This is a genomic window from Sphingobacterium phlebotomi, assembly GCF_008180195.1.
Taxonomy (GTDB): domain Bacteria; phylum Bacteroidota; class Bacteroidia; order Sphingobacteriales; family Sphingobacteriaceae; genus Sphingobacterium; species Sphingobacterium phlebotomi.
Genome location: NZ_VTAV01000002.1, coordinates 236,196 through 260,603 on the forward strand (window position 1 = coordinate 236,196; position 24,408 = coordinate 260,603).

At 41.1% G+C, this 24,408-nt stretch carries 23 protein-coding genes and 1 tRNA gene; 13 read left to right on the plus strand and 11 right to left on the minus strand.

The genetic code is table 11. The features are described from left to right. Positions 1-33: 33 nt before the first annotated feature. Entirely contained in the window at positions 34-759 is a 726-nt protein-coding gene (recO, locus tag FXV77_RS05020; protein WP_148918114.1) for a DNA repair protein RecO, read from the minus strand. A 184-nt stretch (positions 760-943) separates the two neighbouring features. On the opposite strand from recO, the gene rpmB reads away from it, so the two are divergent. The 7 genes from rpmB (at position 944) to FXV77_RS05055 (ending at position 6,407) form a co-directional block, all read left to right on the plus strand. Next, positions 944-1,177 (plus strand): 50S ribosomal protein L28, encoded by a 234-nt coding sequence (rpmB, locus tag FXV77_RS05025; RefSeq protein ID WP_130142180.1) that lies wholly within the window; start codon positions 944-946, stop codon positions 1,175-1,177. Positions 1,178-1,243: 66 nt separating this feature from the next. Continuing rightward, positions 1,244-1,426, plus strand: coding sequence for a 50S ribosomal protein L33 (gene rpmG / locus FXV77_RS05030; protein WP_002998409.1), 183 nt, complete (start codon positions 1,244-1,246; stop codon positions 1,424-1,426). 39 nt (positions 1,427-1,465) lie between these two features. Continuing rightward, on the plus strand, positions 1,466-1,627 hold the full coding sequence (locus FXV77_RS05035; RefSeq protein WP_130142179.1) for a DUF4295 domain-containing protein: 162 nt from the start codon (positions 1,466-1,468) through the stop codon (positions 1,625-1,627). Between the two features lie 113 nt (positions 1,628-1,740). After that, positions 1,741-2,703, plus strand: coding sequence for a signal recognition particle-docking protein FtsY (gene ftsY / locus FXV77_RS05040; RefSeq protein ID WP_148918115.1), 963 nt, complete (start codon positions 1,741-1,743; stop codon positions 2,701-2,703). A gap of 49 nt (positions 2,704-2,752) precedes the next feature. Then, positions 2,753-4,087 (plus strand): 30S ribosomal protein S12 methylthiotransferase RimO, encoded by a 1,335-nt coding sequence (gene rimO / locus FXV77_RS05045; protein ID WP_148918116.1) that lies wholly within the window; start codon positions 2,753-2,755, stop codon positions 4,085-4,087. A gap of 107 nt (positions 4,088-4,194) precedes the next feature. Then, positions 4,195-5,784, plus strand: coding sequence for a bacillithiol biosynthesis cysteine-adding enzyme BshC (bshC, locus tag FXV77_RS05050; RefSeq protein WP_148918117.1), 1,590 nt, complete (start codon positions 4,195-4,197; stop codon positions 5,782-5,784). Between the two features lie 8 nt (positions 5,785-5,792). Further along, positions 5,793-6,407, plus strand: coding sequence for a Crp/Fnr family transcriptional regulator (locus FXV77_RS05055; RefSeq protein WP_148918118.1), 615 nt, complete (start codon positions 5,793-5,795; stop codon positions 6,405-6,407). On the opposite strand, the gene ctlX is transcribed toward FXV77_RS05055, so the two are convergent. From ctlX to FXV77_RS22010, 4 genes are all read right to left on the minus strand, one after another. Continuing rightward, positions 6,404-7,318 carry a citrulline utilization hydrolase CtlX gene (gene ctlX / locus FXV77_RS05060; RefSeq protein ID WP_148918119.1) on the minus strand — a complete coding sequence of 305 codons (915 nt, stop codon included), beginning with the start codon at positions 7,316-7,318 and terminating at the stop codon, positions 6,404-6,406. The genes FXV77_RS05055 and ctlX overlap by 4 nt on opposite strands. Positions 7,319-7,329: 11 nt before the next feature. Continuing rightward, positions 7,330-8,244, minus strand: a complete 915-nt coding sequence (locus FXV77_RS05065; protein WP_148918120.1) for a dimethylarginine dimethylaminohydrolase family protein — start codon at positions 8,242-8,244, stop codon at positions 7,330-7,332. A 168-nt stretch (positions 8,245-8,412) separates the two neighbouring features. Next, positions 8,413-8,790, minus strand: coding sequence for a DUF423 domain-containing protein (locus FXV77_RS05070; RefSeq protein WP_148918121.1), 378 nt, complete (start codon positions 8,788-8,790; stop codon positions 8,413-8,415). Further along, complete coding sequence (locus tag FXV77_RS22010) at positions 8,772-8,918, minus strand: hypothetical protein (protein ID WP_187444013.1); 147 nt, start codon at positions 8,916-8,918, stop codon at positions 8,772-8,774. The genes FXV77_RS05070 and FXV77_RS22010 overlap by 19 nt, the downstream gene beginning before the upstream one ends. A gap of 672 nt (positions 8,919-9,590) precedes the next feature. Here FXV77_RS22010 and gcvP point away from each other — a divergent pair. The 3 genes from gcvP to FXV77_RS05085 all read left to right on the plus strand — a co-directional run bounded on the left by gcvP (position 9,591) and on the right by FXV77_RS05085 (position 14,211). Beyond that, on the plus strand, positions 9,591-12,464 hold the full coding sequence (gene gcvP / locus FXV77_RS05075) for an aminomethyl-transferring glycine dehydrogenase (RefSeq protein ID WP_148918122.1): 2,874 nt from the start codon (positions 9,591-9,593) through the stop codon (positions 12,462-12,464). Between the two features lie 98 nt (positions 12,465-12,562). Next, on the plus strand, positions 12,563-13,315 hold the full coding sequence (locus tag FXV77_RS05080; RefSeq protein ID WP_148918123.1) for a 3-keto-disaccharide hydrolase: 753 nt from the start codon (positions 12,563-12,565) through the stop codon (positions 13,313-13,315). Positions 13,316-13,389: 74 nt separating this feature from the next. Further along, complete coding sequence (locus tag FXV77_RS05085; RefSeq protein WP_148918124.1) at positions 13,390-14,211, plus strand: N-acetylmuramoyl-L-alanine amidase; 822 nt, start codon at positions 13,390-13,392, stop codon at positions 14,209-14,211. A 12-nt stretch (positions 14,212-14,223) separates the two neighbouring features. Here the strand turns inward: FXV77_RS05085 and FXV77_RS05090 are convergent, their stop codons facing one another. From FXV77_RS05090 to FXV77_RS05110, 5 genes are all read right to left on the minus strand, one after another. After that, on the minus strand, positions 14,224-15,537 hold the full coding sequence (locus FXV77_RS05090) for a nicotinamide mononucleotide adenylyltransferase (protein ID WP_148918125.1): 1,314 nt from the start codon (positions 15,535-15,537) through the stop codon (positions 14,224-14,226). Between the two features lie 71 nt (positions 15,538-15,608). Beyond that, positions 15,609-16,151, minus strand: coding sequence for an NUDIX hydrolase (locus FXV77_RS05095; RefSeq protein WP_148918126.1), 543 nt, complete (start codon positions 16,149-16,151; stop codon positions 15,609-15,611). Positions 16,152-16,153: 2 nt separating this feature from the next. After that, a complete protein-coding gene (locus FXV77_RS05100) occupies positions 16,154-17,890 on the minus strand; it encodes a phospho-sugar mutase (protein WP_148918127.1) in 1,737 nt (578 codons plus the stop codon). A 48-nt stretch (positions 17,891-17,938) separates the two neighbouring features. Continuing rightward, positions 17,939-18,568 carry a hypothetical protein gene (locus FXV77_RS05105; protein ID WP_148918128.1) on the minus strand — a complete coding sequence of 210 codons (630 nt, stop codon included), beginning with the start codon at positions 18,566-18,568 and terminating at the stop codon, positions 17,939-17,941. Between the two features lie 46 nt (positions 18,569-18,614). Then, complete coding sequence (locus tag FXV77_RS05110) at positions 18,615-19,382, minus strand: enoyl-CoA hydratase/isomerase family protein (RefSeq protein ID WP_148918129.1); 768 nt, start codon at positions 19,380-19,382, stop codon at positions 18,615-18,617. Between the two features lie 93 nt (positions 19,383-19,475). Here FXV77_RS05110 and FXV77_RS05115 point away from each other — a divergent pair, with 93 nt between their 5' ends. Next, positions 19,476-20,000 (plus strand): ExbD/TolR family protein, encoded by a 525-nt coding sequence (locus tag FXV77_RS05115; protein WP_148918130.1) that lies wholly within the window; start codon positions 19,476-19,478, stop codon positions 19,998-20,000. A gap of 56 nt (positions 20,001-20,056) precedes the next feature. Here the strand turns inward: FXV77_RS05115 and FXV77_RS05120 are convergent, their stop codons facing one another. Further along, entirely contained in the window at positions 20,057-22,711 is a 2,655-nt protein-coding gene (locus tag FXV77_RS05120) for a TonB-dependent receptor (RefSeq protein WP_148918131.1), read from the minus strand. A gap of 92 nt (positions 22,712-22,803) precedes the next feature. Here FXV77_RS05120 and purD point away from each other — a divergent pair, with 92 nt between their 5' ends. Both purD and FXV77_RS05130 read left to right on the plus strand, forming a co-directional pair. Further along, positions 22,804-24,078 (plus strand): phosphoribosylamine--glycine ligase, encoded by a 1,275-nt coding sequence (gene purD, locus FXV77_RS05125; protein ID WP_148918132.1) that lies wholly within the window; start codon positions 22,804-22,806, stop codon positions 24,076-24,078. Positions 24,079-24,252: 174 nt separating this feature from the next. Then, positions 24,253-24,324, plus strand: a tRNA-Glu gene (locus FXV77_RS05130). Positions 24,325-24,408 lie beyond the last annotated feature (84 nt).

The following is a 24,408-nucleotide window of genomic DNA, read 5'->3' on the forward strand; positions in this document are numbered from 1 at the left end:
AAAAATAGCAATAAAAATGTTACATAGAAACATTTAGTTAAATATTTCTTCCAAAATGTACAAGGAATTTACTTGGCCGAAGTTCTCTGTATGCAATCTATAGAACTCTAATACTTTTTCTAGAAGATACTTTCTATCATCCTTTCTCATCTTGATGCGGTGTGATTCTTCGAAATCAGTTTGTAACAATTGGATAAAAATGGAAGTATGCGGTTCCTGTAATACATGGCCGTGTGCGGGAAGATTGTTACCAAATACACCCTCCAAAAGATTAAAGTATGGGTATTTCTGATTAGGATGATGCAGCGGCAAAAAACCAAGGAATCGGCTTAGCTTAATAAGGAAAATCAAATGAAAATTTGATAAACGTTGATCCGTTTCATCCAGCCATATAATCGATTGCTGTATGAAGTTAAAGAGAAAAGCGTCTGGCGATTGGTGACGAAGCACCTTATATAGTATTTCGTTCAAAAATATCGCTATTGATCCTTTCGTGATGTCGAGAGGTATTTCCTTTAATAGGGGGTATGGGTGTGCTTCCTTGATACGTTGCAGCCCATTGTTCTCCTTATAATAAACAACGAGGTCCAGGAGGTGTAAAGGTTGGAAGAGGTTTGCTGGAATCCGCGCTTTGGGCTTCCTTGCTCCGTTTATGAGGTAAGACTGCATGCCGAACGTTTCTGTAAAAATATGAACTACAATACTGTTGTCTGCATAGCTGGTAGTCTTGAGGGCGATTCCTTGCGTTTTATGAAGCATGTCGTATCCAAAAAAAAACAAATATACAAAAGGAAAAGTTACCCTTACCAGAAAAACGTAATGTGAATTGTGGAAAACTAAAAATTATTCTTCTAATTGCTTGCAATTCAAAAAAGAAATATGGATATTTGCAAACTCTTTGTGAAAAGAGCGATTGGAGAAACAACATTAAAAATCAAATATCATGTCAAGAATTTGTGATTTAACAGGCAAGGCGGCATTAACAGGGAATAACGTTTCACACTCAAACGTTAAAACTAAACGTAAGTTTTATCCTAATTTACAAACTAAACGTTTTTACATCCCAGAAGAAGATCGTTGGATTACGCTAAAAGTATCTACTTCAGCAATCAAGACGATTAACAAAAAAGGAATTACAGCAGTAATCGATAAATTTATCAAAAAAGGATCTATTTAATCATTACCGCCTGTTATCAAAATATTCATGAAATCTAATCCCTCGGGATTAAAATAAAGTAAAACAATGGCAAAAAAGGGAAATAGGGTACAAGTAATCTTAGAGTGTACTGAGCACAAAGAAAGTGGTCTTCCGGGAATGTCTCGCTATATCACAACAAAGAACAAGAAAAATACGACAGAGCGTCTAGAATTGAAAAAATTCAATCCTGTGCTTAGAAAAGTAACTGTTCACAAAGAAATCAAGTAATTAACGTTAGAGCATTAGCTCACTTAAAAATATAAGACAATGGCAAAGAAATCGGTTGCATCGTTACAAAAAGGAGGCGGTAAAGAATTTACCAAGGTTGTCGTAACTACTAAGTCTGCCAAAACGGGAGCTTATACCTTCAAAGAAGGTATGGTTCACAACGACAAGGTAAAAGAGTTTGTAGCAGAAGCTGCAAAATAAGTTGCGCAGCAGCTATTCCTTTTTAAAGTTTTCTTTAAAAGACAAGAGAAGCCGTTTTGGTATGTACCGAAAGGGCTTTTTTAGTATATTTACCTATTACTTTTTTTTATTCCATGGGATTATTTGATTTTTTTAAAAAGAAGCAGGAAACAGTAGAGGCACAAGAAGCTTTAGATAAAGGTTTGGAAAAAACCAAAGAAGGGTTTTTCTCAAAGATAACCAAAGCCGTTGTCGGTAAATCGACCATCGATGATGAAGTTTTAGATAATCTCGAAGAGGTGCTCGTGATGTCGGATGTTGGCGTAACGACAACCTTGAAGATTGTCGAACGTATCCAACAACGTGTTGCGCGCGATAAATACGTGGGCACGGAAGACTTAAATCGCTTACTCAAAGAAGAGATACAAGCACTGTTGGCGGAAAATAACAGTGACGACTTTGAAACATTTGAATATGGTGTGCACAAACCTTATGTGATTATGGTCGTAGGCGTAAACGGTGTAGGAAAGACCACCACTATCGGTAAGCTTGCCCACCAGCTGAAAGAAGCGGGAAATAAGGTTGTATTGGGCGCTGCCGATACCTTCCGTGCTGCTGCTGTAGATCAGATTAAATTGTGGGGTGAACGTGTTGATGTGCGTGTTGTAGCCCAGCCGATGGGTTCGGATCCTGCTTCGGTTGCATACGATACGGTTAAATCGGCTGTAGCTAATGGCGATGATGTAGCCATTATTGATACAGCTGGACGCTTGCACAACAAAGTTGGCCTGATGAATGAGCTGACCAAAATCAAGAATGTGATGCAAAAGGTTGTGCCGGATGCTCCGCATGAAATCTTATTGGTACTAGATGCTTCAACGGGGCAAAATGCCATTGAACAAGCGACCCAATTTACACAAGCGACTGACGTCAATGCTTTAGCGTTGACAAAACTAGATGGTACGGCAAAAGGTGGCGTAGTCATCGGTATTTCAGACCAGTTCAAGATTCCGGTAAAATATATTGGTGTGGGGGAGAAAATTGGCGATTTGCAATTATTTAATAAAAAGGATTTCGTCGATTCGTTGTTTAAATAATTTTTGATTACACAAACGCTATGCATCCGTGTAATCTTAATGAATAGAAATGAAAACAAAAAATAGAAAGGTTGCTCCTCAGGTGAGTCGGCCGAGGGTGAATGTCGTGACGTTGGGATGCTCCAAGAATATCCACGATTCTGAAGTGTTAATGGGGCAGCTGAAAGGCAACCAAATGGAAGTTGTGCATGAAGCTTCCAATATACAGACAAATGATATTGTTGTCATTAATACCTGTGGTTTTATTGACAATGCAAAGCAAGAATCTATTGATACTATTTTACAATATTCGGCATTAAAGGAGGAAGGAAAGATAAACAAAGTTATCGTGACGGGCTGTTTATCCGAACGGTACAAACCAGAACTTCAATCTGAAATTTCGAACGTTGACGCCTATTTCGGAACAAATGACCTGCCAGAATTGCTGACGACAATTGGAGCAGACTATCGACATGAGCTATTAGGAGAGCGCCTGTTGTCCACGCCGGCTCATTTTTCTTATTTCAAAATCGCAGAAGGTTGTAACCGTCCTTGCTCGTTTTGCGCTATCCCGTTGATGCGTGGTAAGCATGTATCTAAATCTATTGACGATTTAGTGAAAGAGGCGAGGTTTTTAGCTTCCAATGGAACGAAAGAACTGATCCTCATCGCGCAGGACCTGACCTACTACGGGTTGGATATTTATGGAAAACGTAATCTGGCGGATTTGTTACGCCATTTATCTGATGTAGAGGGCATAGAATGGATTCGCCTGCAGTATGCTTATCCATCAGGTTTTCCAATGGATATTTTGGATGCGATGAATGAGCGCTCGAATATCTGTAACTATCTGGATATGCCTTTACAGCACATTTCCGATGCTATGTTGAAATCGATGCGTCGTGGAACGACCAAACAGAAACAAATTGACCTGGTCAATCAAATTCGGGATAAAGTGCCCGACATTGCCTTACGTACAACCTTAATATGCGGTTATCCGGGAGAGACTGAGCGAGATTTCAATGAAATGTTGGAGTGGGTAGAAGAAACCCGATTTGACCGTTTGGGTTGTTTTACGTATTCGCACGAAGAAAAAACACATGCCCATACCTTAGTAGATGATGTACCGCAAGAGGAGAAAGAATCGCGTGTGGAGCAAATCATGGAGGTACAACAGGGGATTTCGTACGAAATTAATCAGGAAAAAATCGGACAAACATTTAAAGTGCTTATTGATCGTGTGGATGGTGATTACTTCATTGGCCGTACGGAATATGATTCACCGGAAGTGGATAACGAAGTGGTGCTGGATGCGAAAACAGATTACGCACGTATCGGTGATTTTGTGCAAGTAAGGGTAACCCGCGCGGAGGATTTTGATTTATACGGACAAGTGATTAAATAGCCTTTCGTCAAACGTTTGCTATAATTTAGGTATCCCCGTGGTAGCTTCGTGCAAAATATGTAAATTGTCAGCCCGATTAGTACACTTTACGGGAGAGATAACATTACATGAAAGCAACATACATTGATTATAGTGATACCGGTAGTTTTTCGCAAACACTTCTAGCATACCTCGCCAACGATGAACAGTTGGCGTCTTTTTATGGGCAAAGACCTACACTGGAAGGATTTAAGAAACAGATAGCCGAAAAAAAAAGTTTTTCTCATAGAGAATTATTAACAAAAGAACTTCGGAAGCAATACGGATCGCTTTTGGCCCAATCTCCAGAAGTGGAAGCTAACATCACGTTGCTGGAAGATAAAAAGACATTTACAGTCACGACAGGGCATCAACTCAATATATTTACAGGTCCACTTTATTTTATTTTTAAGATTGTTACAGCCATACGGTTGGCCAAAGATTTAAAAGAAGCGTATCCGGAATATTCGTTTGTGCCCGTCTATTGGATGGCAACAGAGGACCATGATTTTGCAGAAATCAATAACACGAAAGTATTCGGTAAGAGAATCATATGGGACACACCAGCCGTCTCTGCTACGGGACGGATGTCCACAGATGATATTGCCGACACCGTAAAACAATATTGTGGGACGTTTGGGCTATCGGCCAACGCGGAGAAATTAAAAACGATCGTGGAGCATGCTTACCTTCAAAATCAGTCTCTTGCAGCGGCTACGCGGCATATGGTAAATGAGCTGTTCAAACCGTATGGATTGGTCATTATGGATGCAGATGCTAAAGCGTTAAAAAAGGTTTTTGCACCCATAATCGCTTCCGATATTTTTGAAGAGAATAGTTTTAAAACCATTGAAAACACATCTAGACAGCTGGAGAAGTTAGGCTACCATACCCAGGTGCACGCACGGGAAATCAACTTTTTTTACTTAACGGATGAATCTCGCGAGCGCATTGTGCGGACGGAAGATGGCAGGTTTGAAGTATTGCACCGTGATCTTTATTTTTCGGAAGAGGAGTTAAGGGCAGAAATAGCACAACATCCTGAACGATTTAGTCCGAATGTCGTAATGCGCCCCTTGTATCAGGAGCTTATCCTTCCAAATTTGGCGTATATTGGCGGAGGGGCCGAGATTGTGTATTGGCTGCAATTGAAAGCTAACTTTGATCACTATCAAATTCCTTTTCCGATTCTCGTTCCACGTAATTCTGCCATGATTACAGATGATCAAATTGCGGGAAAGATTTTTCGGTTAGATTTGACATTCAAAAGTATCTTTAAACCAACCGATGTATTAAAGAATGACTATGTTCGTCGGCAGACGAAACATCGGTTAAACTTGCGTGACGAGTGGATGGAATTTAATGCCATCTTCGGAAAGATTAAATTGCGGGCACATAAAATTGATCCGAGCTTGGGTCCAAGTACGGAGGCGGTAAAAGCACGCTTGAAAAAAGCGATTAATAATTTGGAAAAGAAGCTGCTGAAAGCTGATAAGCACAATCATGAAGATGCGCTTATACAGATAGAACGCGTGAAAGATAAACTGTTTCCCGGCGGGGGATTACAGGAACGGACGGAAAACTTTGCTTCCTTGTATTTGAAACATGGGGATGATCTTATTCGAGATCTTGATAAATACTTCAACCCACTGGATTTTAAATTTACGATTATATATTAATAGCGTTTATGGAGTTCAATTGGAGAGAAAGTAATTTTTACAAGTATTATACGGAGAAAGCCGAGCTCACCGAAGAGGTTTTTGAAGAATTAGAACCCTACTTCTCGTTTAGGGAAGTGGCTCACCATCATTATCTACTTCGGGAAGGGGAAGTGAGCCGTTATACGTTTTTTGTAGAATCAGGCCTGTTGCAGTCCTTTTCTTTGGATGAAAAAGGAGGTGAACATATCCTGCAATTTGCACCGGAAAACTGGATAGTATCGGATCGGGCAGGTCAATATTTTAATAAGCCTTCCGATTTTTATATCAAGGCGATAGAGCCGTCTATTATCGTCTTTGTCCAACAGGAATTTATGGAAAAGGCGTCTTTGCAAAGTGCCGCATTTGCCTGCTTTATGGAGAGCTCGCTACAGCGGAATATTTACATGCAGCAGCAACGCATAAATTCCTTATTGGCGATGACGGCGAAAGAACGTTATCTGCTGTTTATGGAGACGTATCCGAGTTTGTTGCAGCGGGTTCCACAATGGATGATTGCGTCGTACCTAGGTATTACGCCGGAGAGTCTTAGCCGCGTACGTCGTGAATTGTTAATGGAGTCGGGGAGTAAGAAAAGAGATTAGTAAAATACCTCGGCAAGCATACATCGCGCACTGCCACCACCACCTCTTTCAATGGTATCCAACGGGCTGTGTATAATCTCTCCCCAAGAACGCAATAAACTTAACTGTTCTGTTGTAAAACAGCGATATGCTTGTGAGCTCATTACAATAAAAGGTTCTCCCTTAATAGACCGTACTTCCAGGATATTCCCTGCGAAAGAATTCACTTGGTTCTCCGATATATCTACTATCTTTTTTCCAGTTTCTTCTAACCGTTTAATCAAATTCATTTTTTCATACCGATTGTCGATGCTCTCGGTGCACACGACGGCAAACTGTGTTCCTACGGACATCATCACATTGGTGTGGTAGATGGGTTTGCGTAACCCGGTTACCGTTTGATTGGCTTCAAAAATAAAGATTTCATACCCCAGGTCAAGACAAAATTGATGCGCAATACCTGCGTCGGCACGGGGAGATAATGCACAATAGGCAATCCGGTTTATGCGATCTAGGATTAGGCTGCCTGTTCCCTCTAAAAAGCGGTTTTCTTTCTCAAAATCGGTATAATCTATAATATCGTCAAACGTCAAGCCCCATCGGTGCAGTGCGTCCAGGTAATGCAACCTACGTTCCCGCCGTCTGTTTTCCGCAAACATGGGGTACTGAACTGCTGTTCGTTTATGAAATGAAATACAGTTGTTCGGGAAAATACTATCTGGCGTATCATACTTTCCTTCATCTTGTATGACAAGCGTATTTATTTCATGCGCGTTGAGCGCGTTTACAAAATTATCAAACTCAGTTTGCGCTTGTGCAACCAGATCAGGATCTGCGATATCCTCTTGAAAATAATTGTTTACGGCTGTCTCTTCGTTCTTACGAAATCGAAAAGGTCGAACTAAAAGTAACGTATCTGTTGTTTGTAACATGGCGCCATGGCTTAATCCCTATATAAGGGAAGGGTAGAGCATCGCAAGAGCCCCTCCTGCTTACCAATTTCGTGATAAGGAACTTCTTCCACATGAAATCCTTGATCCCTGAGCCAGTGATTGAGACGATCGAACCGTCGTTCGGTCACTACGACATCTTCTGAAATAGAAAATACGTTGCTGTACATTTCATACATTTCGTCTGCTGTTATGTTGAAGATGTTTTCTCCTCCGAAGAGTTTGCGGAGATAAAGATAGTCCGTTGGATTCCGAAAACCGCCCGGATAAATGATAGCCTTATCCCTGCCTACAGGTTGAAAGCAGCAATCCAAGTGGAGGGCATTTTCCCGTGGATTGGTCATCGATTTGATAAGATCAAATTCTTTCACAATTTTGTTGGGAAACGTATCCTTCAAAAATTGCACTCCTTTCGTGTTCGTTCTGGCTGTATTTAAAGAAGGATAATCATCACCCGTGTATGTTCCCACAAAAAGATATTCATTCCATAGGATGACATCCCCGCCTTCAATATGTATTTCCTCCGGCGCTTCAATGAGATCCTCTGGTATGATTTGTTTGACAATATGCTCCATTGCTCGCCACTCTTCGGCACGGTCGGGAAGGATGTTTGCCTTTATAAAATAGTGGTCTATAACAAAGCCGATATCGCGCGAGAATATTTGGTTTAAATCGGGTATCAACTCGGGTCTATATACTTTTACCCCATATCGCTCCAATACATCATGAAAGGCAGATATCTCAAAAACCATATCCGACTCTACGGGATAAGTACCTGCTAATATATGTTCCAGAGACTTCGGATCGTAAGCCTCTTCTGCTTTCGGAGCTGGCCCGTTTTGGTTCGCAATGCCTAATACAACAGCCCTTAATCTTCCCGTTTCGTTTGTCACCTGGAGTTTTATCATAAAGGTTGCTTTTTATTTACTACTGTCCTAAAGTTAAGCAATTTACGCTGCGGAGACTAATTTTTGTATCGAAATATATTATTGATAAGTTTCTTGTAGAAAGGTTAATAAATTGGGAATAAAAGCTGTTTTTAGATTAATTCCTTTTAACGGAAGATCAACGAAATTTTATAGAAAACTGATTAATAAACCAAGCCAACCGGAAATCATAAATAGCCCGCCCAATGGGGTAATCGGGCCTAAAAATCGTAAACCGTCTGCTTTCCAATATTCTTTGAAAGAAAGTAGATAGATGCTGCCGGAAAACAGAACAGCTCCGTAAAAGACCCCGTAGTATGCCCATTTTTCACTCGTTGAGTCGAAATCCAATAAGGATCCGATAATCAACAGATATAAGGCGGCATACATTTGATACCGCACGCCGACCTCAAATGACGCCATTTTATCTTCGGGCAAGATTTGTTTGAAAGCGTGGGCTCCAAAAGCGCCCAGTACAATAGCTATAATACCCAACGACGCACCACTTATCAAGACAATTTTTTCCATAGCATATTAATAAAGGGAATATCTGTTGTAAGCTGCTCGACCTCCTTGTTTGGTTCCTCCACATATTGACTATAAGATGCCAAGGAAGACTCCGTCTGTAGGGAAAATAAAAGAAAGCGATTCTTCATATAATCTGTTTTTTGTAAAAACGTAGTTAAAAATAGCAAGAAGAAGCGGTATTTTCAACAAGATACCGCTTCCGGTGGAGCCTTTTTAAGCTTAATGTTGCTCACGGCATTATTTGGATGTTGCTCAAGTGTCGTCAACTTTAAATGAACCATATACAAAGCCTCAAATTCTCTTGAAGCTTTTTTGTATTCTCCGTAGGGGAATGACAATCTTCGTATGTCAATCTATTTATCATAAGGTCACATTTTTTCCTTTCCCAAATCATCGAATTGCTCACTGGTTTGACAAACGATCTTTCCACCTTAACTGCCCATCTATTTTAAGGTACATCAAAGACGAGGTGCTACAAAAAGCAATTGAAATATTGAAGCACTGATTTTAAATCATTTTGCAATTTTCATATCGAAATATATTATTGATAAGTTTCTTGTAGAAAAATTAGTAATTATAAAAAGAAAACTGTTTTTATTTTGATTTTCTTTAAATATAGTTGTGTATAAAAAAAATACCGTAAACTATAATGAACATACAGCGCTATACTCGACTCTTGGTTCCTATTAATTTCAATGATAAAACCGTATCTTTGCGGTCTCAAAATATCGGAAAATATCTTTCTAAAAAGGTCTGCATAAGATGGTTTAGGACGATGCAACAGAAAAGTTAATCGCGACATGAGCAACGTATTTTATCAAGAAAAATTTCAGGACCGCCACAACGGCCCGAGAGCGGAAGAGGCACAGGAAATGTTAGGCTATTTAGGACTACAATCACTAGATGAGCTTATTGAACAGACAGTCCCTCGTCAGATTAGGTTAAAGAAACCACTAGCGTTGCCTGCGGCATGGAGCGAAAAGGCATATTTAGCCAAAATCCAGCGAATCGCAGATAAAAATAAAGTATTCAAATCCTATATCGGGCAAGGATATTATGACGTGGCTGTTCCTGCCGTTATTCAGCGAAACGTACTGGAAAATCCAGGATGGTATACACAATATACACCTTATCAAGCAGAGATTGCCCAAGGGCGTCTACAAGCCCTGTTAAATTTCCAAACAGCGATTGCTGACCTGACTGGCCTTGAAATTGCGAATGCTTCCCTGCTAGACGAAGCTACCGCTGCTGCGGAGGCGATGTTTATGCTATACAGTGCACGTAAAAATAAAGCAGCAAATGTATTCCTGGTAACCCCTAATATCTACCCGCAGACATTGGATGTACTTCAAACCAGAGCCGTACCGTTTGGTGTGGAAATCCGTGTGGCCGATCTGGAAGAAGAAAACTTGACTGAAGATATATTCGCGGCACTTATTCAGTATCCAGCCGCGGATGGTACGATTACGGATTATGCTAGTTTTACCGAAACAGCTCACGATAAAAACATGACCATATGTGTCATAGCCGACTTAATGTCGTTGGCATTGCTGACTCCTCCGGGAGAATGGGGAGCCGATGTTGTTGTCGGGAACTCACAGCGTTTCGGTGTACCGATGGGATTCGGCGGACCACATGCCGCGTTTTTTGCTACAAAAGAAGCGTATAAGCGGAATATTCCCGGACGTATTATCGGTGTTACTTCCGATGCTAGTGGCAATTATGCGCTGCGTATGGCATTGCAAACAAGGGAGCAACATATTCGTCGTGACAAGGCCTCTTCTAATATTTGTACAGCACAAGCGCTGTTGGCGATTATGGCATCGTTCTATGCGGTGTACCATGGCCCTCAAGGCATAAAAGATATAGCAACGCGTATCAATGACTTAACCAAACTGCTGGATAAGGCATTGCAGGATCTTGGTTACGATCAAATCAATGAAACGTATTTTGATACTTTACGTGTCGCAGTTGTTGACCATGTTGGTGCGTTGAAGGCAGAAGCCCTCAACAATGAACTGAATTTCTTTTACCATGAAGGAATAGTTGGCATTTCCTTAGATGAAACCACAGCTTTTGAGGACATCGAAACCATTGTAAAAGTGTTTGCCAAAATCAAAGGAAAATCTTGGAACGATGTTGATCTACGCAACTTGGTCGATCAATTGGAGTCTTCTATTCCATCGGAAGCGGTTCGTACCTCTCCTTATCTTACCCATCCGATTTTTAATAGCTATCACTCCGAGAGTGAAATGCTTAGGTATATCAAATCATTGGAGGCTAAAGATCTATCGTTGTGTCACTCCATGATTCCGTTGGGCTCTTGTACCATGAAACTAAATGCAACTACCGAGATGTTGCCGCTGACATGGGCACATTTTGGCGGCTTGCATCCATTTGCTCCTGTCGATCAGACATCCGGCTATATGCAACTTATCAACGAGTTGAACGATTGGTTGTCCGAGATCACCGGATTTGCGAAGATGTCATTTCAGCCAAATTCGGGAGCACAAGGTGAATATGCAGGACTGATGGTAATACGTGCCTATCATGAAAGTCGCGGTGAGGGGCATCGCAATGTTTGTTTGATTCCTGCTTCAGCACATGGAACAAATCCTGCGTCAGCATCTATGGCGGGATTGAAAGTGGTTGTTGTCAAATGTGATGCGTATGGTAATATCGACGTAGCGGATCTTCGGGCAAAAGCAGAAGAACACGCTGCAAACTTAAATTCCTTGATGGTAACTTACCCTTCAACCCATGGGGTTTTCGAGGAATCGATTATCGAAATATGTGAAATTATTCACCAAAACGGCGGACAGGTATATATGGACGGTGCAAATATGAACGCACAGGTAGGTTTGACCAGTCCCGGTTTTATCGGAGCAGATGTATGTCACTTAAACTTACATAAGACCTTCTGTATTCCGCATGGTGGCGGTGGACCGGGTATGGGGCCAATTGGTGTGGCGGCACATCTGGTGCCCTTCCTGCCAAATCACGAGGTTATAGAAATATCTGGTGAACAAGGTATTTCGGCCGTATCAGCAGCTCCCTTTGGATCGGCTTCCATCTTGACCATTTCGTATGCTTATATTGCGATGATGGGAGGAGAAGGGCTGACGGATGCAACCAAAACAGCGATCTTGAACGCAAATTACATCAAAGCACGTTTAGAAAACCATTATCCTGTACTATATGCAGGAACGAATGGCCGTTGTGCGCATGAAATGATATTGGATTGTCGGGCATTCAAGAGTGTAGGCATCGAAGTGGGTGATATCGCTAAACGTTTAATGGACTATGGTTTCCATGCACCTACGGTATCTTTTCCCGTGGCAGGCACATTGATGGTAGAACCTACCGAATCCGAGTCCAAGGCCGAACTAGATCGTTTTTGCGATGCGTTGGTTGCCATCCGCTCTGAAATTGCTGCTGTAGAAGCAGGTGAGGTTGATCAAAAGGACAATGTATTGAAACATGCCCCACATACAGCAGAGGTTGTTTCTGCCGATGAATGGAATAGGCCCTATACGCGCCAAACGGCAGCTTATCCACTTCCTTATTTAAAAGCGAATAAGTTCTGGCCATCGGTAGGACGGGTAAATGATTCACAAGGGGATAGAACATTAATCTGTTCATGTCCGTCTATCGAAGAATACGCGGAAGCGTAAAATAGTCTTCCTGCTTGTCGAAAATGAGGAGGTCTGAAGGACTCCTGCGATTTTATAATTGCAGGAGTTTTTTTATTTTAGGGAAAACTTAATCTTTTATGATGGCGATATCGAGGATAATAGCTTTTGTTGGACTGTTTATTCTAAGCGGGGGAATAGTTTCTAATGCCCAAGAAACTCTTTTTGAGTTTGGAGAACGGAAGAATTTTAATACCATGATAAACGACGTGCCGGAAGCAGAGACGTTAAAATGGATTGACGTTAATACGACCGATACAACTTGGTATCGCGACGGGGATAAGCTTGTGTGTAAAGGTTTGCCGATTGGTGTGGTGCGCTCGGAAAAGATGTATCAAAATTTTATTATGCATGTAGAGTGGCGTCACATGGAGAAAGGAGGAAACTCAGGAATCTTTGTGTGGTGTGATGCACAACCGGAGGAACATAATAGGCTACCAAGCGGGGTAGAGGTACAGATGTTGGAGCTGGATTGGGTAAATCAGCATAAGCGTAATGGGGAAACGCCACCCATTGCTTACGTACACGGTGAACTTTTCGGGGCAGGAAAAGTGACTACCGTGCCGGATAACCCCAGAGGAGTGCGGAGTAAATCGATTGAGAACAGGTGTTTGGGTGTTGGTGAATGGAACAAATATACTGTAGTTTGTGTTGACGGAACTATTAAACTCGCTGTTAACGGGAAATTTGTAAACGGTATACGTGAATCGTCTAAAAGAAAGGGATATTTATGCCTCGAATCGGAAGGAGCTCAAATAGCGTTCAGGAATCTACAGATTATCGAATTGGACAATGGATACATCCTGCCAGAGCACATCGTAGAGGAGCTTTAGGAATTGGAGCATTTATTGCTTTGTAGTGATGTATAATGTAGGAGGCTCAGGTCACTAAAATATATTGATAAATAATGAAGAACATCTATATCTTTCTATTTGGCTGCGCCATTTTGCTGTCGTCCTGTGGCGGAGGGAAATATGCGGCGACGGAAAAAATTTATAATGAGAAGGCAAAGGAATTTGCGGAATTATATAAAGAAGCACCCGTAACGGGCCAATTGGAAAAGGTTAGTGTTCGGGAAAAGGAATGGATAGCTTCGGTTAATTTCGGTGTTCGAAAACCGAATTATGTTGTTCTTCACCATACAGCACAAAATTCTACAGAACAAACCGTCAGAACGTTCCATAATCAAACGGTAGGTGTCAGTTCTCATTATGTGATTGGGCGCGACGGAAAAGTTATACAGATGGTGAATGATTTATATCGGGGGCATCATGCTGGTATAAGCAGATGGGGAAATGATACAGACCTCAACTCGTCATCTATTGGTATAGAGTTGGATAATAACGGAACGACAGATCCTTGGCCGGATGTTCAAATTAACGCCTTGATTAGTTTATTGCATTATCTGAAAGAAACATACAAAATTCCGCAGGCAAATTTTATTGGACACATGGATGTTTCGCCCGGTAGGAAGATAGATCCCTCTCGTTTTCCATGGAAAAAATTGGCAGATCAAGGATTTGGATTCTGGTATGACGATCATCTGGAAACGCCACCGGAAGGTTTTGACCCTAAATTAGCGTTACGGATTATCGGATATAATATAACAAATTTAGACGCTGCTATTAAAGCATTTAAGGTTCATTATATTCAAGAAGAGACGACTACTGCGGTTTTAAATGCAGAAGAATTGAAAATTCTGTATTCTATTTTTAAAAAATACCTCTAATACTTTCACGAGCTATACGGTTTTCACAAATTTCTCATCGTAGTTCTCAATATCGATAATGTATTTGTTCTGCACCAAGAAGTCAAATAGCGGTTTGGCTTCTTCGGCTACGGGCATGTTCTGGGTCGTGATAATTTCATTTGTGTTCTTATCCAGGTAAGGATAAGCATATATTTTCACATCCTTACTGAACATGCCGGATATGTATGAAAGTAGCTCGTTCGTGTACAAATCCTTATTGTAATTGTCGGTATTGAAGATATTTTTCAAGTTGGACGTATTGGTCGCAATACCGACATGCTTAGGCTTGAATGTTTGGATAAATTCAGCCAAATGATTGTTGCGTCGGAAATTGGAGACCATAATGTTGTTGCCTGTCGAGCAGAGGTATTCGGCACGCTCTGCGAAATATCGGAGGTCTTCATTCGTGATTCGGTTTTCCTCATCAAGCACGTTGCCCATCAATACCTCGATTAAAACGACCGTATCTTCTGCTGTTCCTCTTGTATTTTTTTTGAACTGTTCCACCGCAAGATTGAAGAGGTCAAAGTTCGGGTTTGATTTCTGGCGGTACTTGGTACGTAGAATGATGATGTTCTTTTTATACAGGTAATCTTTGATCTGTGCAGCATGCGCATCGGGCCTGAAAATGGCGGCTTGTGCAAAACCCTTGGCAATGAGATAAAGATTGAGCAATCTTTCGTTAGCATGTTCAAAAACAGGTCCGGAAACCTTAACGAGGTCAATTTCTACCGATCCGATAGAAAGGTTATCCACCAATGATTCAATCATCGTTTGTGGATCCTCCGCATAGTAATACGCTGCAAAAATGAGATTGACACCTAAGATACCCAGCACTTTGGTCTGTAGACGTGAATCACTGTCCAACAGACGTATGTGAATAATGATATCGTTGACCGGACCACCTACCTCATGTTGAAAACGTATGCCGATCCACCCATGTGGATCGTTGGTTTTGGTGAAATTGAGTGTGGTAACCGTATCGGCAAAAGCAAAGAATTTTTTTGATTTGTACTTTTCGCCTTGCAGGCGTTCCGTCAGTAAATCAAACTCGTGTGTCAGCATCTTCCTTAAACGGGTACGACTCACATAACGACCGGATTCCTCCACGCCGTATATGGCATCACTAAATGCCATGTCGTAAGCCGACATTGTTTTTGCAATGGTTCCCGAAGCGGCTCCGGCGCCAAAAAAGTTGCGGGCGACTTCCTGCCCTGCACCGATTTCAGCAAAGGTGCCATAAATATCGGGATTGAGGTTAATTTTTAATGCTTTTCGCTTGGTTTCAAAAATCTCTCTTGCCATATTGCAAAGGTATAAAAATCTTGAAGATTATTCGGTTTAGAAGCTTGTTTTAAAAATAAAATTGGGTTTTGCTAAAGCAAACCCAATTTTTGAAAAGAGTAAAATAGTGCAGAAGCGTGCAATGCCTGGCCTATCTTATTATCAAAGAGAAACCGTTTAGCCTCTTCTATTCCCATAATCACAACTTCGATATCTTCCGAGCTATCCAACTGTTGCTCCTGAATTTTCTTTCCTCCTTTCAATACGTACGTATGGGTCAAATTTCCACTCGTTGCCGGATTGGCGTATAATTCGCAAATATATTCGATGGAGTTAAAAGTATAGCCTGTTTCTTCCAGAAGTTCGCGGCGTGCTGCCTCTTCGGGTTCTTCGCCTTCGTCGACTACGCCGGCAGGTAGCTCTACTAAGATCTTGCTGGCCCCATGTCTATACTGTCTGACAAAGAGTAGCTGATTGTCTTCCGTAAAGGCTACCATATTGACCCAAGTGGGGTATTCCAAGACATAATACTCGTCTTTAATATTCCCGTTTGGGAGTTGCAGTTTATCAACACGCAAAGTTGCCCAAGGGCGCTGGATAATATACTTTGAATCTAATAAAGTCCACTTCTCCATGATCAGTCTTTCACGATGTCGGCCATAATGCGTTTTACTTTATCTTCCAGTTTTGCTAGTACTTGCTCGTAGGCATCCCTGGAATCGAGATTCTCTTTTACCGAGCAATAGAACTTAATTTTAGGTTCAGTACCCGATGGTCTGGCAGAAATTACGTCGCCGGCGGTAGTGATGAATTGAAGTACATCTGATTTCGGCAAATCTATGGTTGTTTTCGTCCCATCTGCCAATGCATGTGCGACGCCAGTGGAATAATCACGGATTTCTTTAACCTTTATTCCACCTAATGATTGTGGAGGGTTAGCACGTAAATCCGCCATCATCTGTTTGATTTCGTCGGCACCTGCTTTTCCTTTCTTGGTAAGCGAGATCAGTTTTTCTTGATAGAAGCCATAGTTTTCGTAAAGCTCCAATAATACATCGAAGACCGTTTTTCCCTGCGTTTTAAAATATGCAGCCATCTCCGCAATAAAGGCACAGGCATTTACTGCATCTTTGTCTCGAACTAAATCGCCAACTAGGAAACCATAACTTTCTTCGCCGCCAACCAGATAGTTTTCTTTTCCCTCCAGTTTCGTCATAACTTCGCCAATGAATTTAAAGCCGGTCAGCGTTTCATAATGCTTCACACCGAAGCTATTGCCAATGTCGGTCATGAGATTGGATGTTACGATGGTTTTCACGATAAAATCGTTGTCGCCTAATTCGCCCTTTGCTTTTTTAGACGATAGCACGTAATAGATAAGTAAGCTACCAATCTGATTCCCGTTTAATAACTGCATCTCACCTTTGTGGTTCTTCACCGCTAAGCCAACACGATCTGCATCAGGGTCGGTCGCCATGACGACATCGGCGTCTAATGCCTGCCCCTTTTGTTTTGCCATCGTCATAGCCTCTTCCTCTTCGGGGTTCGGATAGATGACTGTCGGAAAGTTTCCGTCCGATTTGATTTGTTCTTCTACGACCTGCACATTCGTAAAACCCCATGCAGAAAGCATCTTAGGCACGATTATGCCTGTCCCGTGAATAGGGGAGAAGACTATTTTTAGATCTTTTTGAGCGGATACCGCTTCCGGGTGTATACTTAGTTTTTTATTCTCGTCGATATACAGCTTATCAAAATCTTCATCCACGAGGGTAATATTATGATGATCACGTTCAAATTTAATGTCGTTCACGGATTGTATGGCGTTGACCTCATGGATTACATTTTTATCATGCGGTGCCACCAGTTGTCCACCATCGTTCCAGTAGGCCTTGTATCCGTTGTACTCCTTTGGATTGTGTGAAGCGGTCAACATAACACCACCTTGACATCCAAAATGCCGAACAGCAAAGGAAAGCATAGGGGTAGGGCGAAGCTCTTTAAATAGGTATACATGAATACCGTTTGCCGAGAAAACATCTGCTACCAAATGACCCAATTGTTGCGAATTATTTCTACAGTCGTAACTTACCGCCACTTTGATTACCTGGTTTGGAAATTGTTTTTTTAAATAATTTGCTAAACCTTGTGTGGCTTTCCCAATCGTATATTTATTGATTCGGTTTGACCCAACGCCCATAATACCGCGTAAACCTCCTGTTCCGAACTCTAGCTCTTTGTAAAAAGCATCTATTAATTCTGTTTCTTCGTTGTTGTCCACAAGTTTCTGTACCTGCGCAACAGTATCACTATCATATTCTGCGCCAAGCCATTGCTGAATACGATTTCCTGTTTCGATGTCTATATTGTTCATATGGTAAAATTATCTAAAATTTAAGTTCGTTTGGTTTAAAAATCATTTTTATGCATCACAACCGCCATAAGCACGATCAAGTACAAATACATACCATTTATCCTGATATTTTTTAACGTGGAAAATCAGACTTTCGTCTTTGGTTAAGATAACACGAAAGGTGTCTTTTTCCAATTGTTTTATTTCCGCGAGTTCGTCGTCGCTGATGCCATTAAACTCATGGTCAAAGGTTGCTATCGTTGTTAGCTGATTTGCCTGAGAAGTCGTATCACAGAAAAAACCCAACTTATCCCATTTTTCTTCTCCACAATCGAAAATAGGAAGTTTCTCAAATGTGAGGGCATAGTCATTCTCGAAAGCAGCATACGGGAAATATTCGGGTATCGGTCTGCTGAAATTGATGCTATCGATTCTTTCATAAGTATCGGCCGCTCCCGGACGATAAATCACGTATAAGCCCAAATCAGCGTTTATGAGGGCATTCGCTTTTTCATTATCCTGACTGAGATATGCTCTCGTAAAACGGGTGATGACTTCACTAATCCCTTGTGTATCCTCTGGAAACACAGCCGTCGGCGTATTAATAGAATCTTTCGTCTCTTCGGTTTTTTTGTTGGAAGAGGTACAGGAAGCCATTAAAATGACATAACAGCATATAAAAATAGAAATGTTCTTCATTGTTATATTTTGTTTGTTAAGCATAGAACATCTACAGAAGATGTTTCTATATAGATTTAGTGAGATTCTCGATGATAGTTTTTAATATATGCCGTGTTGAAGGTTTCCACCATTGTGTTAACATTTGCTGTACCACTTCCGTTTTGTTTTCGTTGAGTTGTTGAAGCAGATTTTTGCGCATATTCAATTTTGTTGTTCCCCAAGCTTGGCGTTCGAATTGTGTCCATGATTTTGCTTTTCGAGCAGCTGCGGTATGGATGCGGTCGGCCGAAACAACCTCATCGATAAGACCGCTTTGTAACCCCTCTGCAGGAGAGAGAAGTTTTCCATCTAAAAGATATCGATAAGCCTGGGCTTGCCCTAACCATAGACTATAGAGGTCGAAGATGCTTGGGGGTGCAATCAGGCCGACCGGAACTTCATTTAACCCGATAATAAACTCTCCTTCTGCCATAATACGATAATCACAACAGATGGCCAGAACACATCCTCCGGCAGGTGCATGCCCTGTAACAGAAGCAATGGCTGGTTTAGGGAAAGAGGCAAGCGTATATAGGAGATCGATAAACGTTTCCCACAGGCTTTTTATCTGCTCTTCATTGTATTCGTACAGGGTGATGAGATCAAGTCCTGCAGAAAAGAACCCTTCTTTGCCGTGTAGAATAATGGCTTCCACAGCAGGATCTTCTTTTGCACGTCTCAATTCACTTGTTAGTTCCTGCATCATTTCTAAATGCATAGCGTTGGATTTCCCTCGGTCAAGCCCCAAGTAAGTGATATGTTCGTTTGTCTGTGCCTTGATGAATTCGCCCATAATATTCTTTTGTGCTATTTTATGGAAAAATAAGCAAAAAACCATCAATATTATAAATAAATAACCAAGTCTCACTTTTTAAAATAATACATTATGGCAGAATTAACGAACAATCAAAAAGTAGAAGGCAAGAAAGAACGTAGGAGTATTCGAAACAGACCCATGCCTAAAGTAGATTTGACAGCAATGGTTGACTTAGCGTTCCTCTTGATTACCTTTTTTATGCTCACTACCTCCCTGAATACACCCAATCAACTGGATATCGCCATGCCGGATAAAGGCCCTATAACGGAACCGATTTTGCTGAGTGAAGATCGGGTGTTGAATCTTCTTTTAGGAGAGGGCAACGAACTGACGTACTATCGCGGCACTGCGGAATCACCTATAAGTAGCGCGAAAAAGGTGGCGTACGGAAAGTTGGGGTTGGGGGAGCTACTGGTGAAGATGGCTGTTGAAGTAAAACAAGCTACAAATGGTAAGGATATTATTGTGTTAATTAAGCCGGGTGACGGATCGATAGCGCGAAATCTTGTGGACGCAGTTGATGCGGTACAACGTGCAGCAATTGGTCGCTATATGATCACGAAGATTAATGATGTTGAAAAAAGGATGATGTAACCCTAATGATCTGCAATAAGTATATTTCCTTATTGCAGATCGTTATAATGCTGTTCTTATTTAACGTTAACGGTTAACGTTTTTCTTCCCAATCTTCCGTTAAAATCCAACCCTTCTATGATTATAAGGTATTCGCCAGCTTCGTCGGAAGTGTAAAAATCAAAAGCTGCTTTGCCATTTTCATCCGTTATAATATTGGGTTCCCAGTGGATAGTGGTCCGTAAATCTTGATTAAGTATTGTTTTGGAATCGGGTTCATAAGCGGGCTTGTAAAATGTTTTATGGATATGGAAACCTTTTGGTTGCACTGTTGCGATACCTTTGGGGGTATAGTTGCTTCGCATAGCATCAGCCCCCGATTTTGAGGTAATGATGATAAGACCATTCCCTCCGTAAGAACCATAGATGGCAGTATAATTTACATTGCGTAATACCTCTACACTTTGCACATCCATGGGGTTGATCATCGATAACATATCGTTTTCAACATACATTCCATCTAGTATAACTTGCATTTCACCGCCCCCGCGTGTGGTGTATGGAATGCCATTTCGAAACATTACGCCCATTAAACGTCCATTTAGACACATTTCTAACGTCGTGCACGTTTCCAAATCCTCTGCTGAAATTACTTGATCGGCATTACCCGGACCATTCAGGTTTGCGGAACGTTCAGAGGCTTTATGTCGTGGTCGCTGAGCTGTTACAATAACTTCTTGGATAGCGATCGATTTTTCCATAAGACCTTGTGCTTCCAATCCCGAGAAATATTTCTTGCTGTGAATAAGTTCGTCTACGAAGATGGAATTTACGTTATTCTGTTCGCCGGGAGCATTTTTGTTAGGGCCTATGGTAGGCGACGTTTCTTCGGGAACAATAATGTCGATGTTATTCTTTCCTTTTTCGTCTTTCGCGGTTATTAGGAATTTAATGCTATCTGGGAAAAATAAATTACTGAATTCGAAATAACCTTCTTCATTAGCTACTGTGTCGATAAATTCCATAAAATTGTGGGTAGGTACTAAGACCATGTTCGCTTTTGAAGCAGGCGCCTTTCGACCGAGTTTTCGTGCCTGTCCCTTAATGGATATACTTTTTTCAGGAGAAAAAGTAGGTTCGCTAACGTCTAAGGGAGCTGTTATATCTATTTTCCGCCAACCTTGCGTTAGAAGTAGATGGTCTATATCGCTGGTTTTTATTTCACCGTCAAAATAATAGCCGGGGTTTTCGATGTATCCCATAATATCGGCGCTCAATAAGAGCGACGAGAGAATGTTGGGCGCTATTTTAGGGTTATTTTTTAATTTGGAGGCATTGACCACTGAGGCTGATAGGACAGCGGTTCGTATACTATCTGATGAATCTCCTGTTTCAAGTGATACGGTTATTTTTTTTCTTTTGGTACTTGTTGGCGTATCGGTATTCGTTATTAAGGGGAGTGTTTTCTTTTCATTGTAGACAAAGACAGGCCTTTCTATGAGTGGTTCCAGTTTATTATTTAGGATACTGATGGTTAATATGCCGTTGGGTAAATCGGTTTTTGGCACAGAAAAGATAAGTTCTGATTTGGAGGCGGGTTGTTTCGATGCGTAGTATACATTTCCCATATACTGGGCTAAAAAATAGATCTCATTACCATCTTGTTTGTCAGCGCTTACACCAACTTGTGCAAACAGTTTATCGCCATTTCCATTATTCATTTGGATATTATAGCCGGAAGAAACAGGGGTAGGAAGTTCGGATTTTATAGTGGTTCCGTCTTCAAATGTCGTAAAAGCAACCAAAGGTTGGGTATTCTGGATAAATAAGGGGACGGAGCCCATCCCTAAAATATTGGTTTCGATGATGGCCGTAGTGTCGCCCGCCGTTGTTAGGATAGTGGTTCGACTTTCGATACCGAGTCCGTCGGGTTTTAGTGTTTTGACGGCTATTTTATTAATGCTGTTGGCTAATAGGTTTCCCCCTTCTGGGAAAAATTGTATGCTATTCTCTAAAATCGTTGCTTTTGGCAACTTGAAGATTTTTTCTACCTGCGCTTTTGCTTTATTTGCAAAACTAATGGAGAGTTTGGCTTCGGCGTAATCATCTTTAAAAGGAATCTCTAACTGCCCTTGGTCGTTGGTTTTAACACGACCTCTTTTTAGATTTTTGCCACTCTTGGAAATAATTTCATACCGTATGGTCTCCTCTGCCAATGGGTCACCTTGGACATCCTGCAATTGGACGGTATAGTTGTCCTTGTCGAGATAAGAACGGGAAAGGACGTTGTCTAACCTACCGTTGCTAACCTGTATATTCTCGTTAAAAAAATAAATAGTGCTATCATTGCGCATCCAATTGGTATAAGCTCTGATACGATATGTTCCTTCAACCAATGTATCAGTCAATGTAATATCACCCATGCCAAGCCCCGTTAATATGGGGATTCGTATGCTTGATACAACTTCTTCTTTTGGGCTGATAAGCTCTACATAGGCGATGTTACTAATGTTAGATAGTAAATTGTCTATTCCCACCGTAGTATAGGCTTTGAACCAGATGGTCTCTCCTGCCGTATACGTATATTTATCGATGTGGAGATATAACTTTTCGATAGGCCGGGAGTCATGATATGCGTTTATTTTAGCCAGAAGACCTTGTAAATCTTGTGCTTTTATACCGACTGTTGCTAGCGTAAAAAAGCACAATAAAAGAAGTCTTTTCATGTTCATAACAGGTGAAATTTGGAGTCAAAATACGAAAAAAATCAGTATACGTCATTAATTTTTGTTGATTATTAATCAACATCGGTATCTTTGTTGATATGAATATCTTAATTATTGGTTCCGGCGGCAGGGAATCTGCCTTTGCGTACAAATTATCGAAAAGTCCAAAATTGAATCAACTATTTATCGCTCCTGGAAATGCGGGGACGAGCCAATACGGACAAAATGTAAACTTGAAAGTCACGGATTTTGATGGAATAGCGTCTTTTGCTATTGAAAATGCGGTCGATATGATTCTAGTGGGACCCGAGGAACCATTAGTAAAAGGTATTCACGATTATTTTTTAAACCGCGAAGATGTTAAGCATATACCTATCATTGGTCCTCAACAAAAAGGTGCGCAGCTCGAGGGTTCTAAAGATTTTTCAAAGGAATTTATGTTGCGTCATCAAGTTCCGACAGCAGCTTATAAGTCTTTTGATAAATCTAATCTGGAAGAGGGATTGGCTTATTTGGAAACGCAGAAATTACCTATTGTTTTGAAAGCCGATGGCTTGGCTGCTGGAAAAGGGGTTTTGATTTGCGAAACGCAGGAAGATGCTAAAGCGGAGCTAAAGGCGATGATTGCTGATGCGAAATTTGGTGATGCTAGCTCAGTAGTCGTCATCGAGGAGTTTTTAAAAGGGATTGAACTCTCCGTATTCGTACTTACCGACGGCGATTCTTATAAGGTATTACCTTCAGCTAAAGATTATAAACGTATCGGCGAAGGTGATACAGGGTTAAATACTGGCGGCATGGGATCGATATCTCCCGTTCCTTTTGCGGACGAAACTTTTCTTTCCAAAGTGGAGGAACGGATTATTAAGCCGACAATTGAAGGGTTGAAGAAAGATGAGATTCCATATAAGGGTTTTATTTTTATTGGTTTGATGAATGTGGATGGAGAGCCTTATGTTATCGAATACAATGTCCGTATGGGCGATCCTGAAACGGAATCTGTATTGCCGAGGATTGAGTCTGATTTGGTAGATTTACTGGAAGGTGTAGCAAAAAATGATTTAGGTTCTCGAAATTATACGGTTAGCCCCAAAACTGCTGTAACGGTCGTGTTGGTCTCGGGAGGCTATCCGGGAGATTATGAATCGGGTAAGGAAATTACGAATCTCGAAAATGTAGAAGATTCTCTTGTTTTTCACGCAGGAACGAAAGAAGTAGATGGAAAGGTTGTTACCGCGGGAGGGCGTGTTATCGCTGTAACGACACTTCAAGATAACTTATTTGATGCGCTGCAACAAGCCACAGCTGATGCCGGAAGAATCTTTTTTGAACGTAAGTACTTCCGAAAAGATATTGGTTTCGACTTGATATAAAATACATCTTGTTTAGGGTCATTACAGTAGGCCCGAAAATATCATGAATCTGGTATTTTGAGGTATATTTTTTCGTAAAAATAACCTTTTCAGATTCAATGTATTATAAAATAGGAGTCAAAAATGTTTTGGTGATTTGAATATTGCTCTTATATTTGCATCACCAAAAACAATGGCCCGTTCGTCTAGGGGTTAGGACGCAAGATTTTCATTCTTGAAACAGGGGTTCGATTCCCCTACGGGCTACAGACCTTAAAGTCAAAACATACTAAAACGCTGTAAATTAAATGTTTACAGCGTTTTTTATTTTATCGGTATCTACAAATCTTT

Excerpts from the sequence above, each read along its gene's own strand:
- FXV77_RS05105 (WP_148918128.1), bottom strand. The coding sequence starts at position 18,568 with ATGAAGAACATTTCTATTTTTATATGCTGTTATGTCATTTTAATGGCT.
- bshC (WP_148918117.1), top strand. The coding sequence starts at position 4,195 with ATGAAAGCAACATACATTGATTATAGTGATACCGGTAGTTTTTCGCAA.
- FXV77_RS05035 (WP_130142179.1), top strand. The coding sequence starts at position 1,466 with ATGGCAAAGAAATCGGTTGCATCGTTACAAAAAGGAGGCGGTAAAGAA.
- FXV77_RS05085 (WP_148918124.1), top strand. The coding sequence starts at position 13,390 with ATGAAGAACATCTATATCTTTCTATTTGGCTGCGCCATTTTGCTGTCG.
- FXV77_RS05100 (WP_148918127.1), bottom strand. The coding sequence starts at position 17,890 with ATGAACAATATAGACATCGAAACAGGAAATCGTATTCAGCAATGGCTT.
- FXV77_RS05065 (WP_148918120.1), bottom strand. The coding sequence starts at position 8,244 with ATGATAAAACTCCAGGTGACAAACGAAACGGGAAGATTAAGGGCTGTT.
- FXV77_RS05055 (WP_148918118.1), top strand. The coding sequence starts at position 5,793 with ATGGAGTTCAATTGGAGAGAAAGTAATTTTTACAAGTATTATACGGAG.
- FXV77_RS05070 (WP_148918121.1), bottom strand. The coding sequence starts at position 8,790 with ATGGAAAAAATTGTCTTGATAAGTGGTGCGTCGTTGGGTATTATAGCT.
- purD (WP_148918132.1), top strand. The coding sequence starts at position 22,804 with ATGAATATCTTAATTATTGGTTCCGGCGGCAGGGAATCTGCCTTTGCG.
- rpmG (WP_002998409.1), top strand. The coding sequence starts at position 1,244 with ATGGCAAAAAAGGGAAATAGGGTACAAGTAATCTTAGAGTGTACTGAG.
- rimO (WP_148918116.1), top strand. The coding sequence starts at position 2,753 with ATGAAAACAAAAAATAGAAAGGTTGCTCCTCAGGTGAGTCGGCCGAGG.
- FXV77_RS05080 (WP_148918123.1), top strand. The coding sequence starts at position 12,563 with ATGATGGCGATATCGAGGATAATAGCTTTTGTTGGACTGTTTATTCTA.
- ftsY (WP_148918115.1), top strand. The coding sequence starts at position 1,741 with ATGGGATTATTTGATTTTTTTAAAAAGAAGCAGGAAACAGTAGAGGCA.
- FXV77_RS05095 (WP_148918126.1), bottom strand. The coding sequence starts at position 16,151 with ATGGAGAAGTGGACTTTATTAGATTCAAAGTATATTATCCAGCGCCCT.
- FXV77_RS05115 (WP_148918130.1), top strand. The coding sequence starts at position 19,476 with ATGGCAGAATTAACGAACAATCAAAAAGTAGAAGGCAAGAAAGAACGT.
- gcvP (WP_148918122.1), top strand. The coding sequence starts at position 9,591 with ATGAGCAACGTATTTTATCAAGAAAAATTTCAGGACCGCCACAACGGC.
- FXV77_RS05120 (WP_148918131.1), bottom strand. The coding sequence starts at position 22,711 with ATGAACATGAAAAGACTTCTTTTATTGTGCTTTTTTACGCTAGCAACA.
- FXV77_RS05110 (WP_148918129.1), bottom strand. The coding sequence starts at position 19,382 with ATGGGCGAATTCATCAAGGCACAGACAAACGAACATATCACTTACTTG.
- recO (WP_148918114.1), bottom strand. The coding sequence starts at position 759 with ATGCTTCATAAAACGCAAGGAATCGCCCTCAAGACTACCAGCTATGCA.
- FXV77_RS05090 (WP_148918125.1), bottom strand. The coding sequence starts at position 15,537 with ATGGCAAGAGAGATTTTTGAAACCAAGCGAAAAGCATTAAAAATTAAC.
- rpmB (WP_130142180.1), top strand. The coding sequence starts at position 944 with ATGTCAAGAATTTGTGATTTAACAGGCAAGGCGGCATTAACAGGGAAT.
- ctlX (WP_148918119.1), bottom strand. The coding sequence starts at position 7,318 with ATGTTACAAACAACAGATACGTTACTTTTAGTTCGACCTTTTCGATTT.
- FXV77_RS22010 (WP_187444013.1), bottom strand. The coding sequence starts at position 8,918 with ATGAAGAATCGCTTTCTTTTATTTTCCCTACAGACGGAGTCTTCCTTG.